This window comes from Halobacterium sp. KA-6, assembly GCF_021029015.1.
In the GTDB taxonomy this organism is placed as follows: domain Archaea; phylum Halobacteriota; class Halobacteria; order Halobacteriales; family Halobacteriaceae; genus Halobacterium.
In genome coordinates, this window is record NZ_JAJJZH010000001.1 from 386,744 (window position 1) to 399,873 (window position 13,130).

Below are 13,130 nucleotides of genomic sequence, written 5' to 3' on the forward strand. Positions count from 1 at the left end.
AGAATTACTGTTCGGCCCACTCGCGGCGCAGCAGGTCGTAGCGCACCTCGTCGTAGTAGTCGCCGTCGATGTACCGGGACTCGCGGCGGCGCGCGACCTGCGTGAACCCCATCGCCTCCAGCAGCCCGCGGGAGGCGTCGTTGAACTCGTAGGCGCCCGCGGTGATGCCGTGGACGTCGTAGTTCTCGAAGACGTAGTCGATACCCGTCTCGGCCACGTCGCGGCCGTAGCCCTCGCCGTGGTACTCGGGGAGCAGCCAGTACGACAGCCAGACGCGGTCGCCGTCCACGTGGCGTGCGTTGAAACTCCCGATGGGCGTGGTCTCCTCGTCGTCGGGGTGGCCGCGGGGCGCGTCTTCTTCGTCTGCACACGCGACGAACGTCACGGTGCCCTCGCTCTCTATCCACTCCTCGATGCCCTCCTCCTGCTGGGCGCGCGAGCGGTGGTGAATCGAGCCCAGCGAGTAGCGAATGCGGGGGTCCGTGCAGGAGCGCTGGATGAACGCCGCGTCGTCGCGCTCGACGGTGCGGAACGTGACGCGCTCGCCCTCTGTGACGACTGGCCCGGGCATCATCGACCCTCCCACTCCTCGCGGAGCAAGCCGTACTCGATGGCGTCCTGGTACTCGCCCTCCGCGAACCACACCTCGCGGCCGCGGCCCTCGTCGGTGAAGCCGACAGTCTCGAACGCGGTCCGCGTGTAGTCGTCGCCCTCGAGCACTTCGGCGCCGACGGTGTGGGCGTCGTACGTCCGGAACAGCCCCTTCAGCGCGAGGTCGACTGCGGCAGCGCCGTAGCCCTCGTCGCGGTGCTCTTCGGGCACCCAGAGCACGAGGCCCGGACGGTCGCGGTCGACGTGGCTCGCGAACACGAACGCGACCGGCGTCGTTTCCTCGTCGTCCGGGTGGTCGTAGGGCGCGTCGTCCTCGTCCACGCACGCGAGGTAGGCCGCGTTGGAGTCGTCCTCGACTTCCTCCTCGACGAACTCCTCGACCTCCGCCTCGCTCTTGTGGCCGCCCGCGTGGAGGCCGAGGCGCGCGTACGGGTCCGTGAACAAGCGCTGGAGGAACGCCGCGTCGTCGCGCTCGACGGTCCGCAGGACGAGGTCGTCGCCGACCTCGAGTATCGGTCCGGGCATCACTCGCTCACCACGTCGCCGCTCGATTCGCTGCCGCTCGCTCCCACTGTTCGATGCGTGCCGCACTGGGTGCCTCCGTCGCGCTCGTCGCCCTCGGGGGCGCCGTCGGCGCGCTCGGACTCGGCCGCGCCCGTGGAGGCTCGGCCACCCCAGCTGATTACTGCATCTGGCATGTGTCCCCCATTTCACCCCCGGATAATAGCGGTTCCGCGAGATTGGTACTCATTCACGGACAGTCGCCTACGGCGCGGCGTCGCCCGGCGCGACCACGCGGTCCTCGGGCGCGTCCCCTGTCGCGACCGCGACCGTTCCCGCGCCCCCAGCGGGCGGTAGCACTATCGACGCACCCGCGAGCAACGGCGCGAGCACGCCCGCGATAATCGTCCCCGGCTCCGCGAGCGGCGCGCGCACTGCGACCCGGTCGTCCGCGTCGTACTGCTCGGCGACCCGTTGCGCCGCGTCGACCGCTTCGCCGTGCGTGACGCCGGCGAGGAGTTCGGTCTCCGGCGTGACCGACGGCTCCGGGAACGTCGGGTTCTCGCTCCACACGTCGCGCTCGAAGTACATCCACGACGGGTCCGCGGGCGGCTCCCCCCAGCCGACGCGCTGGCCGCCCGGCGGCAGGTCGTACTCGCCGAGTTCCGCAGTCGGCCCCGCGAGCACGCGCGCCTCGACCACGCGGTCCGGCTCGAACTCCACGGTCGCGCCCAGCAGCGCCGCGCCGAGGAACGTCTGTAGCGCGGCGGGCGCGGGCACGTCCAGAATCGCGACGCCAGCTTCCTCGCGCACGCCACAGTGCCGCAGCGCGTTCCCGGTCTTGTACGTCTGCGACCGGAACTCGCGGGCGTCGTGGACGCGGTCGGCGCGCACGACCGGCCGGTCCGGGTCGTCGAGACTCGCGACGACGTCGGCGACTGTCTCCATGAGAAAGGCTCGCGCCGGCAGCGACTAACGCGTTCCGGGTTCAGGCCAGCGACTGGCTCGCGATGCGCTCGCGCAGCCGGTCCAGCGCCGTCCGGTCGAAGTCGTCCGTGACGCGCGCCAGCACCGCGTGCACCTCGGCGCGCGAGACCTTCACGTCGCCGTCCACGACGACATCCCCGGGTCGGTCCCGGAGTTCCCGCATCGTCCCGACCGCCAGCAGGTACGGCACCGTCCACGCCGCCAGCGTGTTCCCGCTGGTCGTCGGCATCGCCTCCAGCCACCGCTGCGCGCCGTCCGCGTACCCCCGTGCGCGGTCGACGACGCGCTCGACGACGCTCCCCACGCCGTCGGCGTTCGACGGGTCCGCGACCGCGTCCGGGTCGACACCCGCCTCGTCCAGCCACGACGCCGGCAGGTAGACGTTGTTCTCCTCGTGGTAGTCCGGCCGGACGTCTTTGGCGACGTTCACCAACTGGAGGAGGAGCGCGAACGACCGCGCGTGCTCGCGCATCGTCGCCGCCTCCTCGCGGGCCGCGTCCGCCGCCAGCAGCTCCGTGACGAGTTCCCCCACTGTCCCCGCCACGTACCAGCAGTACTCTTCGAGTTCTTCCACGGACTGGATGCGGAGGCCGCCGTCCTCGGCGTACCGCTCCACGAACGACGCCATCCCCGTCGTCATCTCGCGGACGGTCGGCCGAATCGAGGCCTGCGCGTCCGCGTCGAGGCTCTCGAACGCCCGCAGGACCCGCGAGGCCTCCGCGACGACCGTCCAGTCGGCGTCCAGTTCGGCCGGCAGGTGTGGCTCCACGTCCTCCTGGAACGCCGCGATACCCGTCTCGTCGCCGGGGTCCAGTACGCGGTCGTACGTCCGCAGGAGCGCGGCCTGCTCGGCGGGCGGTATCGACGTGGCGTCCTCGACGGTGTCCGCCACGCGGCACAACAGGTAGCCGACGCAGATGCGCGTCGCCATCGGCTCTTCGAGCGCGTCGATAGTCAACGCGAACGTGCGGGAGACGTCCTGCACGGCGTCGTGGCACCACGCGCGCTCGTCGGCCGCGGGCTGGGGGGACTGTGGGTGGCCTCCGACCATCGCTATACCCCCGTTACGGGGACCACGCGCAAAAAGGGACGGGGGACGGTTTGGCGAACCGACGGATTCCTAGTCGCGGTGCTCGCGAGGCGGACAGTGGCTCTCGACCACGCGGCTCGCGGGTCACTCCGTTCCCCGCTCAACGTTCCGCGCTCTCCGCCGTCGAGCGCGTGCTCCGCGTTCGCGGAAATGTGAGATCGCGTTGTTCGGCCACGCTGCTCGCGGGTCGCGGTGCTCCCCGCTCGCCGTAACGTGGCCTCCCTGCGGTCGGCCACGCTCATAGGAAAACTAAAGGAACGACCCGGCAAGATTCGCGTATGGACTTCAGCCTCAGCGACGAACAGCGCCAAATCAAGGAGATGGTCTCGGAGTTCGTCGACGAGGAAGTGATTCCGCGCGCCGCGGACATCGACCACGACGACGAGTTCCCGCAGGACCTCGTCGAGGAGATGAGCGACCTCGGCCTGATGGGGATGCCGTTCCCCGAGGAGTACGACGGCGCGGGCCTGGACTACCACTCCTACGCTATCGCGCTCGAAGAACTCTCCCGGGGCAGCGGCGGACTCGGCACGGTCGTCGCGGCGCACACGAGCCTCGCGGGGAACATGCTCTACCAGTACGGCGACGACGACCAGAAGGCCGAGTACCTCGCGGCGATGAACCGCGGCGACGAAATCGGCGCGTTCGCGCTCTCGGAGGCAGGCGCGGGCTCGGACGTTCCGTCGATGGAGACGACCGCCGAACGTGCCAGCGGGCACGCAGGCGACGAATACGTGATAAACGGCGAGAAGCTCTGGATTTCGAACGGGAGCGTCGCGGACACGGTTACGCTGTTCGCGAAGACCGACCCCGACGCCGGCCACCGCGGCATCTCGTCGTTTGTCGTGCGTCCTGACGAGGACGACGGCTTCCACGTCGAGGGCACGGAGGACAAGCTCGGCGACAAGGGCTGTCCGACCGCGGAACTACGCTTCGACGACATGCGAATTCCCACGGACCGCCTGCTCGGCGAGGAAGGCGAGGGCTTCCAGCAGGCGCTCGAAACGCTCAACGGCGGCCGCATCACCATCGCCGCGCGCTCCATCGGCCTGGCGCGCGCGGCCCTCGACGACAGCCTCACGTACGCGCAGGCCCGCAAGCAGTTCGACCAGCCCATCAGCGACTTCCAGGCGATTCAGCACAAGCTCGCGGACATGGACACGAAGATTCAGTCCGCGAAACTGCTGATGCACCGCGCCGCGGACAAGAAGATGCGCGGCGAGGACTTCATCAAGGACGCCGCGCAGGCCAAACTCTACGCCTCCGAAATCAGCCGCGAGGTCACCAACGAGGGCATCCAGATTCACGGCGGCTACGGCTACACGAAGGACTTCGCCGTCGAGCGCTACTACCGGGACGCGAAGCTCAACGAAATCTACGAGGGCACCAGCGAAGTGCTCCGAAATACGATTGCGCAACGGTTGCTGAAGTAGTCAGTCGATTCGTAGCGGCTGGCGCTCGCCGTACGTGAGCGTGCGCCAGAGCCACTCCATCGGCCCGAAGCGGAACCGTTGCAGCCAGAGCATCGAGAGGGCGGCCTGCACGACCCAGATGGCGGCGACGATGCCGAGCGCTTCGAATCGCGTCACGCGGCCGAACAGCCCGAGGCCGTGGCCGTAGAAAACCCACGTCGCGAGCACGCTCTGGAGGAGGTAGTTGCTGAAGGCGGTGCGGCCGATGCCCGCCAGCGTGCGCGTCAGGATGCCGTCGGGGCGCCGGCGCGCGTACAGCATGACGAGCGCGACGTACGCGCTGGCCAGCGGGAGGCTCCCCCAGTAGTTGAACTGCCGCCAGAGCAGGCCCGCGGCCGGGGTCCAGTTGCTGGCTTCGACGTACCAGACGCCGGCGAGCGCGACTGCGAGCCCAGTGACGCCGCCGACGGCTGCGAGCTGCCGGTAGAACCGCCGCGAGCGGTCGTTCGTCAGGACACCCCACTCGAACAGCGCCATCCCGAGCAGCATCGACCCGCTCACGCGCCAGCCCGTCGACGCGAGGTAGCCGGCCGTCTGGCGCTCGAACGAGGTCGGCACGCGGTGAGCCATCTGTGCGAGCCAGCCGCTCCGGTACGTTTCGACTTCCGCGCGGAGCGCTGCCTCGGCTGGTCGCCACGTCTGCACGAACGCCGAGAGGTCCGAGAACAGCGCGGACAGCACCTCCGTCGCGGACGGCACGAGGAGCAGGCCGAGCCCGAGCACCGCTTGCCGTCGTGCGGTCTCGTGGCGCGCGGAGACGACCCAGAGCGCGGTGACGCCGTACGCGACGAGCACGTCGCCGTACCACAGCAGGTAGGCGTGCAGGAGGCCGAACGCGACGAGCAAGCCGGACCGCCGGAGGTGGAGGCCGAGCACCGGGTCGCCGCGGCGCTCGCGATTGCGGGTGAACAGCGCGATGCCGCCGCCGAACAGCAGCGTGAACAGCGTGATGAACTTCTGCTCGACGAGCACGTGACCGGCGAACCACGCCCAGTAGTTCGCGCCCGCGAAGTCGCCGTACGCCGTCGGGTTGAGCAACACGACTTCGGGCATCGAGAACAGTCGGACGTTGACGACCAGGATACCGAGCAGCGCGAACCCGCGGAGCGCGTCGAGGCCGACGACGCGCTCGGACGGGGGCGTCGGTCCACCATTACCGCTCATCGGTCGCGCTCCAACTCGCGTCTCACGTACCGGTCCGCCGGGTGGTCGCCCATCACTCGACTGGTTCGTTAGGCAGCCGACACAAAAGGTGTGGTGCAGGCGCTGGTCTGCGGCTACAGCACGTTCCGGACCGCGAGCACGACCGCGACGCCGAGCGCCAGCGACACCAGCAGGTTTCCGGTCTTGCGCGCGACGGCGACGGTTGCGACGGCGGCGACCCACTCGGGAACTCCACCCTCGGCGAGCGCGGGCGCGACGAACGCGACGACGACCGCGCCCGGGAGCACGTCGATGCCGGCTTCCGCGCGCTCGGAGAGGTCGACGCGGCCGAGTAGCCAGAAACCGCCCGCCTTCGTGGCGTACGTCACGGCGGCCATCGCGAGAATCACCCCGACGACGGTCGGGTCGAGGTTGAGCGCGTCAATCATCGTAGGTCACCACCTCCGTCGCGGCACCGGCGAGCGCGCCCGCGAGGATGTACCACTCGCCGGGGACGACGGCGTGCACGGCGAGCGCGGCGGTCGCCGCGACGACCCACGGCCGCAGCGACTCTGTCCCCTCCCAGAAGCCGGCGGCGAGCGTGAGGAACAGCGCCGTCGCGACGAAGTCCAGACCGTACGTCGCGGGGTCGCCGACGAGGTCGCCGGCGGTCGCGCCGACGACGGTGGAGGCTATCCACAGCAGCCAGAGCACGACGCCGCTCCCGAACAGGAACGCGCCGTTGCTGCTCCCGGCGCGCAACGTCCCGATGGACAGCGCCCAGTTCTCGTCGGCGAAGAAGAACACGCTCGTGTACGCCTGCGGCACGGTGACCTGCTGGAGCCACGGCCGCAACGCCGCGCCCATCAGCACGTATCGGAGGTTCACGAGCGCGGTCGTCGCGACCACCGCGACCACGGGAATCGGGGCCGCCCACAGTTCGACGGCGACCAACTGTGCTGCGCCCGCGAGCACGGTCGCGCTCATCAGCCCGGCTTCCGCGACGCTCAACCCTGCACGGCGCGCAACTACGCCGAAGACGACGCCGTAGCCCGCGACGCCGACTGCCACGGGGAACCCCGAGACGAACCCCTCGCGGACGCCCGCCGCGGTGAACTCCACGGACTGCACGCCGTCCCTATCGCTGTGCTCGGTGGTCGGTTCGCCTTCAGCCAACGCTACCCCTCCGCGTGGCGACTCGCATCGCTTCGAGACACGTCCCCCGCGCCGTTAACGATTTGGAGAACGAACGTTCTCCCGACTACGGTCTCCCTCCGTCGCGTCGAGCGCGCCCTCGACGAGCGCACGACCGCGCGCCGACAGCGAGTAGCCGGCCGACGAGTGGTCGACGAGGTCGTCGAGGCGTCGGAGGTGATAGTTCAGGCGGCCGTTATCCGGGACGTCGGCGGCAGACGCGAGGGCGGAGTACGACAGTGGCCCGCTCGCGTCGAACAGCGCGCCGAGAATCGCTGCGCGCGTCGGGTCCGAGAGCGCGTCGAACGCCGCCGTCGCGTCCCGAAGTTCGGTGGCGGTCGCTGGGTCGTCGGTGTCTGGCCACGTCCAACGTGGAATCGCCATCGGACGGTCGTGGTCGGGGCGACACCATAAGTCCCTCCATCGTGCAGACCCGTCGTGTTTTTCCCGTGGCCGGCCGAATCGCCGACGATGACCGAGGAGACCGCCGAGGCCGACGGCGTCACCGCCCGCTACTCCGAGACCGACACCGAGCGCGTGCTGGCGTTCGAGCGCGACGGCCGGACGGCCGCCGTCGCGCAGAACGTCGAAGGGTACGCGATGTTGAAGGTGCGCCCGACCGCGGACGGCGACGAACTGGAGCGGTACTACGGCTTCGACATGGCTCTGGACCACGCCGCGGAGCTGCTCGGCGTGGACCCCAACGACCTCCCGGTTCCTGACGCCGCCGCGGACATGGGGATGTAACCCGGGGTTCCCCACACCTTTTGACCCCGCTCGAACAATCGTGAGCCATGACCAAGGTTCGCGTGGCCGGTGCCGGGATCACGAAGTTCGGCCGCCACCCCGAGCGCACGAGCCGCGACCTGTTCGCGGAGGCGGGGGCGACCGCCATCGAGGACGCCGGCGTCGCCCGCGACGACGTCGAGGGCGTCTACTACGGCAACTTCATGGGCGAGTTGAGCGAGCACCAGGGCCACCAGGGCCCGCTCGCGGCGGAGGCGCTGGGCGTGCAAGCGCCCGCGACGCGCTACGAGAGCGCGTGCGCGTCCAGCGGCGTGGCGCTCCGGCAGGCCGTCCGGGACGTCCGGAACGGCGAGGCCGACGTGCTCGTTGTCGGTGGGTCCGAGCGCATGACGAACCTCTCGACGGCGGGGTCGACGGAGGCGTTGGCCATCGCCGCGGACGAACTGTACGAGGTGCGCGCGGGCGTCACGTTCCCCGGCGCGTACGCGATGATGGCGACGGCGTACTTCGAGCAGTTCGGCGGCACGCGCGAGGACCTCGCGCACGTCGCGGTGAAGAACCACGCCAACGCTGTGGGCAACGAGCACGCGCAGTACCAGCGCGAAATCACCGTCGAGGCGGCGCTGGACTCGCCGCCGGTCGCGGACCCGCTGCACCTCTACGACGCCTGCCCCGTGACCGACGGCGCGAGCGCGGTCGTTCTCGTTAGCGAGGAGTACGGGGAGTCGCACGACCTCGACGCGGGCGTCGCGATTACCGGAACGGGACAGGGCGGCGACCGGATGGCGCTGCAGGACCGCGAGAACGTCGCGACGTCGCCCGCCGCTACCGAAGCCGCTGAAGAGGCGTACGCGGACGCCGGCATCGCGGCCGACGACGTGGACGTCGCGGAGGTCCACGACTGCTTCACTATTGCGGAAGTGCTCGCGTTGGAATCGCTGGGCCTCTTCGAGACTGGTGAGGGAATCACGGCCGCCCGCGAAGGCGTGACCACGCAGGACGGTGACCTCCCCGTGAACCTCTCCGGGGGGCTGAAGGCGAAGGGCCACCCGGTCGGCGCGACGGGGACGAGTCAGGTCGCCGAACTCACGAAACTGCTGCGCGGCGACCACGTCAACAGCGAGCACGTCCCCGAGGCGCGTGTCGGCGTCGCGCACAACGCCGGTGGGACGGTGGCGAGTGCCGTGGTCCACGTCTTAGCGGAGGTCGCAGAATGACTGAAGACGACGAATCCGTGCGCGACGCGGGCTTCGACGAGTTCCTCGACGCGCTCGCCGAGGGCGACGGCTACTACGTGGAGTGCGCGAACGGCCACGGGAGCCTGCCGCCGCGGCGCGTCTGCCCGGAGTGCGGGAGCGCCGACCTCGACGAAGTGTTACTCCCGGAGTCCGGTGCGGTGGCGACGTACACGAAGGTCCACGTCCCTGCACCGTCGTTCGCCGAGGACGCACCCTACGTCACGGCCGTCGCGGACTTCGGCCCGGTGCGGCTCACGGGGCAGGTGCTAGCAGACGTAGCGGACGTCGAAATCGGGCTGGACGTCGAACCCGGTATCGGCGAGACGGAGACGGGGGGCGAGCGGCTAGTGGTCTTCGAGCCGCGGTAGGTCCTCGCGGACCGCGTCGAGGAACACCTCGGGCTGTTCTGCGTGGGGGAGCAGGCGCGTCTCGTCGACGACGACCAGCCGCGTGTCCGCGTCCTCGGCGACGTCCCGGCCGGCGGCGAGCGTCGAGACGGTGGCTTCCCGGCCCCAGACGAGCGTCACCGGGCAGTCGCGCTCGCCGAGTTCTGCACCGAGGTCGACGTCCGCGTCGAGATAGCCGCCGACGAACGACGCGGGCGCGAACCGCGCGCTTTCCTGGTGGGCGGTCCGCCACTGGTAATCCAGGAGGTCCTCGGGGATGCGCTCGGGGTAGTAGAAGGCGTCGCGCTCGTCGAAGAACCGCAGCGACGGCTTCGCGGTCAGCGCGTCGAACGCCGCCGCGCCGAGCACGGGCGAGCGGAACAGCGCGCGCAGCCACGGCCGGCGCGGGCTGGTGTCCGCGGTCGGACAGACGAGCAACAGCCCCGAGACGTCCGTTTCCCCGGCGGCAATCGCCGCCCACGCGCCCGAGAGCGAACTCCCGAGGACGACCGGGTCGTCGGCAACGTCCGAGACGAAGTCCGCGACGAACTCCTCGTACAGCGAGGACGTGTACGCGACCGGCGGGCGGTCGGTCCGACCGAACCCGGGAAGGTCCGGCGCAATCACGTGGTAGTCCTCGGCGAGCGCGTCGAAGATGCCCTCGAACTCGCAACTCGACGCGGCGGCGTGAATCCCGTGCAGGCAGACCACGTCCGGCCGGTCGGGCTCGCCGGCCTCGGTGTAGGCTACGTCGAACCCGCGCCACCGGTAGGTGTCCTGTGCGCCCGCGAGCGTCGGCGGCAACTCCCCGGCCTTCGCGCGGAGGCCGCGGTCGAGGAGGTCCGCGGCCGCGACGGTGCCGACAGCGCCAGCGAGGAGTCTACGAAGTCGCATACGGGACGGTTCAGCCGCCAGTCGCTTAGCCGTTGTGACGGGCTCAGTCGCGCTGCTGGTCGAGGCAGTCCGCGAGGGGTTCGACCACGTCGTCGGCGATGTCGTACGGCGTCGTCTCGCCCGCGTCGATGCGCTCGACGAGGTCGTCGATGCCGCCGCGCGCGTCGAGTTCGTCCTCGATGAGTTCACTCGCGTCCTCCCGGAGGAGGTTCCGCAGTTCCTCGGCGTGGCGCTGGTGGCGCTTAGCCTCGCGGCGGCCCGACTCGTCGAGCCAGTCGGTGTGGGCGTCGAGCACGTCGAGGAATTCGGTTACTCCCTCGCCGCTGTTCGCAATCGTCTCGACGACCTCGGGGTTCCAGTCGCCGGGCTCGCCCTCGCGCATGTCGAGCATGTTCTTCAGTTCGGTGACGGTCTTGTCCGAGCCGGCGAGGTCGGCCTTGTTCACGACGAAGACGTCCCCGATTTCGAGGATGCCCGCCTTCAGCATCTGGACGTCGTCGCCGGAGGAGGGCGGCACGAGCACGGCGACCGTGTCCGCGGTCTTCACGACGTCGACCTCGTTCTGCCCGGCACCCACCGTCTCGATGATGATTTTGTCCTTCCCGAACGCGTCCAGCGCTTTGACGGCGTCCGTGGTCGCCGTCGAGAGGCCGCCGAGACTGCCGCGCGCGGACATCGACCGGAAGAACACGTCCATGTCAGTCGCGGTGGAGGCCATCCGGATGCGGTCCCCGAGCACCGCGCCACCCGTGAACGGCGACGACGGGTCGACCGCGATGACGCCGACGGTGAGCCCGCGGTCGCGGTACGCCTTCGCCATCTTGTCCACGAGCGTCGACTTCCCGGAGCCCGGGCTGCCCGTGATGCCGATGACGTCCGCGTTCCCCGTGTGCGGGTAGAGCGCGGCGACGAGGTCGCGGTAGCCCGGGGACCGGTTCTCGATGCGCGTGATGGTGCGCGCGAGCGCCCGGTGCTTCCCGGCAAGCAGCTCGTCCACGAGGTCGAGGGCGTCCTGGGCGGCCATCTCAGTCACGCCGCGTCACGTTCGCCCGGATGAACTCGATGGTCTCCTCCATCGGCGTCCCCGGCCCGAAGATGGCGTCCACGCCCGCCTCCTTCAGGCCCTCGCGGTCCTCGTCGGGGACGATGCCGCCGACGATGATGAGGGTGTCCTCGAAGGCATCGTACGCTTCGAGGCCTTCGACGATTTTCGGGACGAGCGTGTTGTGCGCGCCCGAGAGGATGGAGATGCCGAGCACGTCGACGTCCTCCTGGACGGCCGCCTGCACGATTTCCTCGGGGGCCTTGTGGAGGCCCGAGTAGATGACCTCGAATCCGGCGTCGCGGAACGCCCGCGTGATGACGTGAGCGCCCCGGTCGTGGCCGTCGAGTCCGACTTTGGCCACCAGGCACCGGATGTTCCGCTGGGATTCGTGGCTCATGGCCGGAATTTTGCCACATACGTGTTTCACTCTAACGGACTTCTATTACAGTTCTGCTTGCGCTACCCAAACTCCGGTTGTTCCCGCGAGAAGCGAAAGCGGGTTTGTGGACGGGGCCGAACGTCCACTCATGACCTCCGTCTCCGACTACGCGCGAGCGAACCCGCGCCGCGTCACTGTGGTGCTCTCGGTCGTCGGCTACGCGCTCGTCGCCGCCGCCTTCTCCGGCATCGTTCCGCTGTTCCCGCCCCTCTCAGACGAGACCGTGCTGCTGTTCTCGGACGCCATCGCCGTCGTGAACACGCTCGCGCTCACCAGCCTGCTCGTCGGCGCGGCCTTCATCAAGCGCGGCGACGTCCGGAAACACCGCGCCGCGATGCTGACCGCGTTCGCGCTCATCTGCGTGTTCCTCGTGCTCTACCTCTGGAAAGTCGGCGGCGGCTTCGAGAAGTCCATCGTCATCGAGGAAGGCCAGTTCCTCGCCCAGTACGCGGGTATCGTCGAACCGCTGTACCTCCTCATGCTCGCCATCCACATCGGCCTCTCCGTCGTCGCCGTCCCCGTCGTCCTCTACGCCATCACGCTCGGTCTCACGCACAGCCCGGCGGAACTGCGGGAGACGAGCCACGCCAAGTACGGCCGGATTGCCGTGACGGCGTGGTCGCTGTCGCTGTTCCTGGGCGTCGTCACCTACTGGATGCTCAACCACGTCTACTCCTGGGTCCCGCGCTAGCCAGAGTCCTCTACGCCGTAGGACTCGCTGCTATCTACACTTCCTCGAAAGCCCCGGGGCGCTCGACTCCCGAGCCTCGCTGCGCGCCTCGGTCGCTGTGCTCCCTCGGTGCTTGCGTCGGCTGGGTTCGTCGAGCGCCCCGCCCCTTTCAGTCCCGGAAGACTCACTGCGTTCGTCTTCCGACCCTCGCGAACGCGCAGCGTTCGCTCAGTCCACCCCGTACCGGCTGTGGAGTCGGCAGAAATCCGGGCGCGAACGCGGAGGCATCGATAGCTACTTGCTCGCGGAATCGGGAGAAGACGCCAGCATGGACGCCGCCGACGACGAACAGGTGTGGCGCTGCAAGGCCTGCGGGACGCGCCAGCCCGAGCCTGACCCGCCCTGCGAGCGCTGCTGGAACACGACGTTCGTCGCGGGCGACGGCGCGGAGACGGTGCTCGGGTCGGCCGAATCGCAGGCGGACGCCACCGCGCTCCGCGTCGCGCAAGCGAAGACGATTGCCACGCGCACCGCCGCCGTCGCCGGCGTTCTCGCCGTGCCGCTCGGCGTCGCGCAGTGGCTGCTCGCGGGAGCGCTGGCGAGTCTCGCGTTCACACTGTGGGTCGGCGTCGCTGCCGTCGCAGTCGTGCTGTCGGTCGTCGCGGGCGCGGCCGCAGTCACCCAGCGAACCGGGTTCGTGGCGTAGTCTTTC

General features: G+C 69.7%; 18 protein-coding genes. 6 read left to right on the forward strand and 12 right to left on the reverse strand.

Annotated elements, in window-relative coordinates; translation table 11 throughout:
* Positions 1 to 4: 4 nt before the first annotated feature.
* The 5 genes from LPA46_RS02160 to LPA46_RS02180 form a co-directional block, all read right to left on the reverse strand.
* A complete protein-coding gene (locus LPA46_RS02160; protein WP_230891165.1) occupies positions 5 to 574 on the reverse strand; it encodes a GNAT family N-acetyltransferase in 570 nt (189 codons plus the stop codon).
* A complete protein-coding gene (locus LPA46_RS02165) occupies positions 571 to 1,137 on the reverse strand; it encodes a GNAT family N-acetyltransferase (protein WP_230891166.1) in 567 nt (188 codons plus the stop codon). Before LPA46_RS02165 ends, LPA46_RS02160 begins: the two co-directional genes overlap by 4 nt.
* Positions 1,137 to 1,310 carry a hypothetical protein gene (locus LPA46_RS02170; RefSeq protein ID WP_230891167.1) on the reverse strand — a complete coding sequence of 58 codons (174 nt, stop codon included), beginning with the start codon at positions 1,308 to 1,310 and terminating at the stop codon, positions 1,137 to 1,139. Before LPA46_RS02170 ends, LPA46_RS02165 begins: the two co-directional genes overlap by 1 nt.
* 67 nt (positions 1,311 to 1,377) lie before the next feature.
* Positions 1,378 to 2,061: a hypothetical protein gene (locus LPA46_RS02175; RefSeq protein WP_230891168.1), complete on the reverse strand. Its 684-nt coding sequence runs from the start codon at positions 2,059 to 2,061 to the stop codon at positions 1,378 to 1,380.
* A 40-nt stretch (positions 2,062 to 2,101) separates the two neighbouring features.
* A complete protein-coding gene (locus LPA46_RS02180; RefSeq protein WP_230891169.1) occupies positions 2,102 to 3,151 on the reverse strand; it encodes a squalene/phytoene synthase family protein in 1,050 nt (349 codons plus the stop codon).
* A 317-nt stretch (positions 3,152 to 3,468) separates the two neighbouring features.
* Here LPA46_RS02180 and LPA46_RS02185 point away from each other — a divergent pair, with 317 nt between their 5' ends.
* Positions 3,469 to 4,623: an acyl-CoA dehydrogenase gene (locus LPA46_RS02185; RefSeq protein ID WP_230891170.1), complete on the forward strand. Its 1,155-nt coding sequence runs from the start codon at positions 3,469 to 3,471 to the stop codon at positions 4,621 to 4,623.
* Here LPA46_RS02185 and LPA46_RS02190 read toward each other — a convergent pair whose 3' ends face one another.
* From LPA46_RS02190 to LPA46_RS02205, 4 genes are all read right to left on the reverse strand, one after another.
* Positions 4,624 to 5,826: a DUF418 domain-containing protein gene (locus tag LPA46_RS02190; RefSeq protein ID WP_230891171.1), complete on the reverse strand. Its 1,203-nt coding sequence runs from the start codon at positions 5,824 to 5,826 to the stop codon at positions 4,624 to 4,626.
* Positions 5,827 to 5,939: 113 nt separating this feature from the next.
* Positions 5,940 to 6,254, reverse strand: coding sequence for an AzlD family protein (locus LPA46_RS02195; protein ID WP_230891172.1), 315 nt, complete (start codon positions 6,252 to 6,254; stop codon positions 5,940 to 5,942).
* Positions 6,247 to 6,981, reverse strand: a complete 735-nt coding sequence (locus LPA46_RS02200; protein WP_230891173.1) for an AzlC family ABC transporter permease — start codon at positions 6,979 to 6,981, stop codon at positions 6,247 to 6,249. Before LPA46_RS02200 ends, LPA46_RS02195 begins: the two co-directional genes overlap by 8 nt.
* Positions 6,982 to 7,035: 54 nt before the next feature.
* Positions 7,036 to 7,383, reverse strand: a complete 348-nt coding sequence (locus LPA46_RS02205) for an ArsR/SmtB family transcription factor (RefSeq protein ID WP_230891174.1) — start codon at positions 7,381 to 7,383, stop codon at positions 7,036 to 7,038.
* Positions 7,384 to 7,470: 87 nt separating this feature from the next.
* On the opposite strand from LPA46_RS02205, the gene LPA46_RS02210 reads away from it, so the two are divergent.
* From LPA46_RS02210 to LPA46_RS02220, 3 genes are read left to right on the forward strand one after another with little or no spacing between them, the layout of a single operon-like run.
* Positions 7,471 to 7,746 carry a DUF7111 family protein gene (locus LPA46_RS02210; protein WP_230891175.1) on the forward strand — a complete coding sequence of 92 codons (276 nt, stop codon included), beginning with the start codon at positions 7,471 to 7,473 and terminating at the stop codon, positions 7,744 to 7,746.
* Positions 7,747 to 7,793: 47 nt separating this feature from the next.
* Positions 7,794 to 8,963, forward strand: coding sequence for a thiolase domain-containing protein (locus LPA46_RS02215; RefSeq protein ID WP_230891176.1), 1,170 nt, complete (start codon positions 7,794 to 7,796; stop codon positions 8,961 to 8,963).
* Complete coding sequence (locus LPA46_RS02220; protein WP_230891177.1) at positions 8,960 to 9,352, forward strand: Zn-ribbon domain-containing OB-fold protein; 393 nt, start codon at positions 8,960 to 8,962, stop codon at positions 9,350 to 9,352. The genes LPA46_RS02215 and LPA46_RS02220 overlap by 4 nt, the downstream gene beginning before the upstream one ends.
* On the opposite strand, the gene LPA46_RS02225 is transcribed toward LPA46_RS02220, so the two are convergent.
* Genes LPA46_RS02225 through LPA46_RS02235 form a run of 3 tightly spaced genes read right to left on the reverse strand, consistent with a single transcriptional unit; the run spans position 9,329 to position 11,706 of the window.
* A complete protein-coding gene (locus LPA46_RS02225) occupies positions 9,329 to 10,264 on the reverse strand; it encodes an alpha/beta fold hydrolase (RefSeq protein WP_230891178.1) in 936 nt (311 codons plus the stop codon). The genes LPA46_RS02220 and LPA46_RS02225 overlap by 24 nt on opposite strands.
* A gap of 43 nt (positions 10,265 to 10,307) precedes the next feature.
* Entirely contained in the window at positions 10,308 to 11,288 is a 981-nt protein-coding gene (meaB, locus tag LPA46_RS02230) for a methylmalonyl Co-A mutase-associated GTPase MeaB (RefSeq protein ID WP_230891630.1), read from the reverse strand.
* A gap of 1 nt (position 11,289) precedes the next feature.
* Positions 11,290 to 11,706: a cobalamin B12-binding domain-containing protein gene (locus LPA46_RS02235; RefSeq protein WP_230891179.1), complete on the reverse strand. Its 417-nt coding sequence runs from the start codon at positions 11,704 to 11,706 to the stop codon at positions 11,290 to 11,292.
* A gap of 130 nt (positions 11,707 to 11,836) precedes the next feature.
* Between LPA46_RS02235 and LPA46_RS02240 the strand changes: the two genes are divergently transcribed.
* Together LPA46_RS02240 and LPA46_RS02245 are read left to right on the forward strand one after the other, a co-directional pair.
* Positions 11,837 to 12,439 carry a DUF420 domain-containing protein gene (locus LPA46_RS02240; RefSeq protein WP_230891180.1) on the forward strand — a complete coding sequence of 201 codons (603 nt, stop codon included), beginning with the start codon at positions 11,837 to 11,839 and terminating at the stop codon, positions 12,437 to 12,439.
* Between the two features lie 277 nt (positions 12,440 to 12,716).
* Entirely contained in the window at positions 12,717 to 13,124 is a 408-nt protein-coding gene (locus LPA46_RS02245) for a hypothetical protein (RefSeq protein WP_230891181.1), read from the forward strand.
* Positions 13,125 to 13,130 lie beyond the last annotated feature (6 nt).

Bases quoted from the DNA above. Each gene is read 5' to 3' on its own strand.
- LPA46_RS02210 (WP_230891175.1), top strand. From the start codon at position 7,471: ATGACCGAGGAGACCGCCGAGGCCGACGGCGTCACCGCCCGCTACTCC.
- LPA46_RS02240 (WP_230891180.1), top strand. From the start codon at position 11,837: ATGACCTCCGTCTCCGACTACGCGCGAGCGAACCCGCGCCGCGTCACT.
- LPA46_RS02220 (WP_230891177.1), top strand. From the start codon at position 8,960: ATGACTGAAGACGACGAATCCGTGCGCGACGCGGGCTTCGACGAGTTC.
- LPA46_RS02180 (WP_230891169.1), bottom strand. From the start codon at position 3,151: ATGGTCGGAGGCCACCCACAGTCCCCCCAGCCCGCGGCCGACGAGCGC.
- LPA46_RS02185 (WP_230891170.1), top strand. From the start codon at position 3,469: ATGGACTTCAGCCTCAGCGACGAACAGCGCCAAATCAAGGAGATGGTC.
- LPA46_RS02205 (WP_230891174.1), bottom strand. From the start codon at position 7,383: ATGGCGATTCCACGTTGGACGTGGCCAGACACCGACGACCCAGCGACC.
- LPA46_RS02190 (WP_230891171.1), bottom strand. From the start codon at position 5,826: ATGAGCGGTAATGGTGGACCGACGCCCCCGTCCGAGCGCGTCGTCGGC.
- meaB (WP_230891630.1), bottom strand. From the start codon at position 11,288: ATGGCCGCCCAGGACGCCCTCGACCTCGTGGACGAGCTGCTTGCCGGG.
- LPA46_RS02215 (WP_230891176.1), top strand. From the start codon at position 7,794: ATGACCAAGGTTCGCGTGGCCGGTGCCGGGATCACGAAGTTCGGCCGC.
- LPA46_RS02225 (WP_230891178.1), bottom strand. From the start codon at position 10,264: ATGCGACTTCGTAGACTCCTCGCTGGCGCTGTCGGCACCGTCGCGGCC.
- LPA46_RS02195 (WP_230891172.1), bottom strand. From the start codon at position 6,254: ATGATTGACGCGCTCAACCTCGACCCGACCGTCGTCGGGGTGATTCTC.
- LPA46_RS02175 (WP_230891168.1), bottom strand. From the start codon at position 2,061: ATGGAGACAGTCGCCGACGTCGTCGCGAGTCTCGACGACCCGGACCGG.
- LPA46_RS02165 (WP_230891166.1), bottom strand. From the start codon at position 1,137: ATGCCCGGACCGATACTCGAGGTCGGCGACGACCTCGTCCTGCGGACC.
- LPA46_RS02160 (WP_230891165.1), bottom strand. From the start codon at position 574: ATGATGCCCGGGCCAGTCGTCACAGAGGGCGAGCGCGTCACGTTCCGC.
- LPA46_RS02170 (WP_230891167.1), bottom strand. From the start codon at position 1,310: ATGCCAGATGCAGTAATCAGCTGGGGTGGCCGAGCCTCCACGGGCGCG.
- LPA46_RS02235 (WP_230891179.1), bottom strand. From the start codon at position 11,706: ATGAGCCACGAATCCCAGCGGAACATCCGGTGCCTGGTGGCCAAAGTC.